The sequence below is a fragment of the Kineococcus vitellinus genome, from assembly GCF_009906315.1.
Lineage (GTDB): Bacteria > Actinomycetota > Actinomycetes > Actinomycetales > Kineococcaceae > Kineococcus > Kineococcus vitellinus.
The window spans coordinates 1-2,587 of sequence record NZ_JAAALL010000436.1; the positions used below are offsets into that span (position 1 = coordinate 1).

A 2,587-nucleotide genomic window follows, 5' to 3' on the forward strand; every position below is an offset into this window, starting at 1 on the left:
GCAGGGCATCCTCTACGTGGCGCGGCACCTGCCGGCGCCGGGGCGGGCGGGTGCCGGCGAGCTCGCCCTGGAGGAGCTCGCCGCGCTCGTCGAGGCCGCCGGCGGTCGCACCCTCGGGCTCTTCTCCTCGCGCCGCGCGGCCGAGGAGGCGGCGGCCGCCGTGCGCTCGCGCACCGGGCGCACGGTGCTGTGCCAGGGCGACGACCGGCTGCCCAAGCTCGTGCGCGCCTTCGCCGACGACCCGGCCACCTCGCTGTTCGGCACCCTCTCGCTGTGGCAGGGCGTCGACGTGCCCGGCCCGAGCTGCTCGCTGGTGGTCATCGACCGCATCCCCTTCCCGCGCCCGGACGACCCGCTGATGTCGGCGCGCGCCCGCGCGGTGGACGCCGCGGGCGGCAACGGCTTCCTCACCGTCTCCGCCGCGCACGCGGCCGTCCGCCTGGCCCAGGGCGCGGGCCGCCTCGTGCGGGCCGCGGGCGACCGCGGCGTGGTGGCCGTCCTGGACTCCCGGCTGGCCACCGCCCGCTACGGCGGCTTCCTGCGCGAGAGCCTGCCGGGCTTCTGGCCCACGACCTCCACGGAGGTCGCCCTGGAGGCGCTGCGGCGGCTGACGAGCGCCGCCCGTTGAGCCGACCGGGTCGTTCCCGCCCCGTTCTCCCGCCGGCCTCCCGCAGGGGTGCTGACGGAACGGGTGCGGGATGGCATCCTCGGCGCGTGGCCACCGTGGGCTTCCTGCACTCCGCGCACGCGCACGTGCGCTCCTTCCGCGACCTGCTCGCCGAGCGCGACGCCTCCGTCGCCGACCGGCACCTGGTCGACACCGGCATGCTCGCCACCGCCCGCTCGCGCGGGCTGCAGGCCGCGCGGCCGGCGGTGGCCGACCGCCTGCGCCGGCTGGTCGCCGAGGGCGCCGAGGTGGTCGTGTGCACCTGCTCGACGACGGGCGCGCTGGCCGAGGAGGTCGGGGCGCGGACCGGCGTGCGGGTCGTGCGCGTGGACCGGCCGATGGCCGAGGCCGCCGTGCTCGCGGGCCGGCGGATCGCGGTGGTGACCTCGCTGGGCGAGGCCGCCGACACCCTGCTGCCGCTGCTGCGCGAGTGCGCCCGCGACACCGGCCGCGACGTGGAGCTGCTCGACGTGCGCTGCACCGACACCTGGACGGCCTTCGAGTCCGGGGACCTGCTCACCTACACCACGGGCGTCGCCGAGGCCGTCCGGCGAGCGGTCGCCTCGCTGCGGCCGGCGGTGGACGTCGTCGTCCTGGCCCAGGCCAGCATGCTCGACGCGGCGCCGCTGCTGCGCGACCTGCACGTGCCGGTGCTCACCTCGCCGCGGCTGGCGGTGGAGGCCGCCGTCGAGGCCGTGGTCCCGGTGGTCCCCGCCGGGCGCTGACCCGCCGGGGAGCGCGGCCTCAGAGGCTGCGCAGCACCGCCGTCACGCGACCCAGGATCGTCGCCTCGTCGCCGTCGATGGGCTCGAACAGCGGGTTGCGCGGCATGAGCCGGACGTGGCCGTCCTTGCGCTGGAGGACCTTGACGGTGGCCTCGCCGTCGATCATCGCGGCCACCACGTCACCGTTCTCGGCCGTCGGCTGCTGGCGCACGACGACCCAGTCGCCGTCGCAGATGGCGGCCTCGATCATCGACTCGCCGACCACGCGCAGCATGAAGTGCTCACCCGCGCCCACCAGCTGGGCGGGCAGCGGGAAGACCTCCTCGACGAGCTGCTCGGCCAGGATCGGCCCACCGGCGGCGATGCGCCCCACCAGCGGCACGTAGCGCGGGGCGGGGCGCTCCTCCGGCGCGCCGGCGTCGTCGGCGGCCTCGAGCAGCTGCGGCGGGGCGACGACCTCGAGGGTGCGCGGCCGGCGCGGGTCCTTGCGCAGGTAGCCCAGCCGCTCGAGGGTCTTCACCTGGTGCGCGACGCTGCTGGGGCTGGTCAGGCCGACGGCCTGGCCGATCTCCCGCATGCTCGGCGGGTAGCCGCGCGCCTCGACGCACTCCTTGATCGCGGCGAGCACCCGGCGCTGGCGGGCGGTCAGCCCGTCGGGGCCGAAGGGGGTGTCGGGGAACTGGTGCACCGAGGCGACGGCGGCGGTGGGCGCCGCGCCGTGCGCGTCCGCGGCGTCGTCGGTCCCGTCCAGCACGTCGGCCACGTCTGCTCCTGCTCGCTCGTCCGCCGGGCACCGTCGCGGCGCCCGGTCCCGGCCACGGTAACCACCCCGTCCCCGAGGATCAAACACCTGTTCGAAGGCGGCGTGTCGCACCGGCTGCGTAGCGTGCCCGCCATGTGCCGGAACATCCGCCAGCTGCACAACTTCGAGCCCGCCGCGACGGAGGAGGAGGTGCGCGCCGCGGCGCTGCAGTACGTGCGCAAGGTGGCCGGGGCCACCCGGCCGTCGGCGCGCAACCAGGCCGCCTTCGACCGCGCCGTGGAGGCCGTCGCGGCGGCGACGCGCGAGCTGCTCGAGGAGCTCGTGACCACGGCGCCGCCCAGGGACCGGGAGGTGGAGGCGGCCCGCGCCCGCGAGCGCAGCGCGCGCCGCTTCGCCTCCTGAGGCCGCCGGGGCGCGCGGGCGGGGTGCGCG

4 protein-coding genes are annotated in these 2,587 nt (G+C 77.5%); 3 read left to right on the forward strand and 1 reads right to left on the reverse strand.

Features of this window, described 5'->3' with window-relative positions:
- Together GTQ99_RS22070 and GTQ99_RS22075 are read left to right on the forward strand one after the other, a co-directional pair.
- The coding region (locus GTQ99_RS22070; RefSeq protein ID WP_276612478.1) for an ATP-dependent DNA helicase at positions 1-628 on the forward strand (628 nt) is incomplete at its 5' end.
- Between the two features lie 86 nt (positions 629-714).
- Positions 715-1,392 carry an aspartate/glutamate racemase family protein gene (locus GTQ99_RS22075; protein WP_166617833.1) on the forward strand — a complete coding sequence of 226 codons (678 nt, stop codon included), beginning with the start codon at positions 715-717 and terminating at the stop codon, positions 1,390-1,392.
- Positions 1,393-1,411: 19 nt separating this feature from the next.
- Here the strand turns inward: GTQ99_RS22075 and lexA are convergent, their stop codons facing one another.
- Positions 1,412-2,146 carry a transcriptional repressor LexA gene (gene lexA / locus GTQ99_RS22080; RefSeq protein WP_166617835.1) on the reverse strand — a complete coding sequence of 245 codons (735 nt, stop codon included), beginning with the start codon at positions 2,144-2,146 and terminating at the stop codon, positions 1,412-1,414.
- 141 nt (positions 2,147-2,287) lie between these two features.
- On the opposite strand from lexA, the gene GTQ99_RS22085 reads away from it, so the two are divergent.
- Positions 2,288-2,557 (forward strand): DUF2277 domain-containing protein, encoded by a 270-nt coding sequence (locus GTQ99_RS22085; protein ID WP_166617834.1) that lies wholly within the window; start codon positions 2,288-2,290, stop codon positions 2,555-2,557.
- The last annotated feature ends 30 nt before the right edge of the window (positions 2,558-2,587 follow it).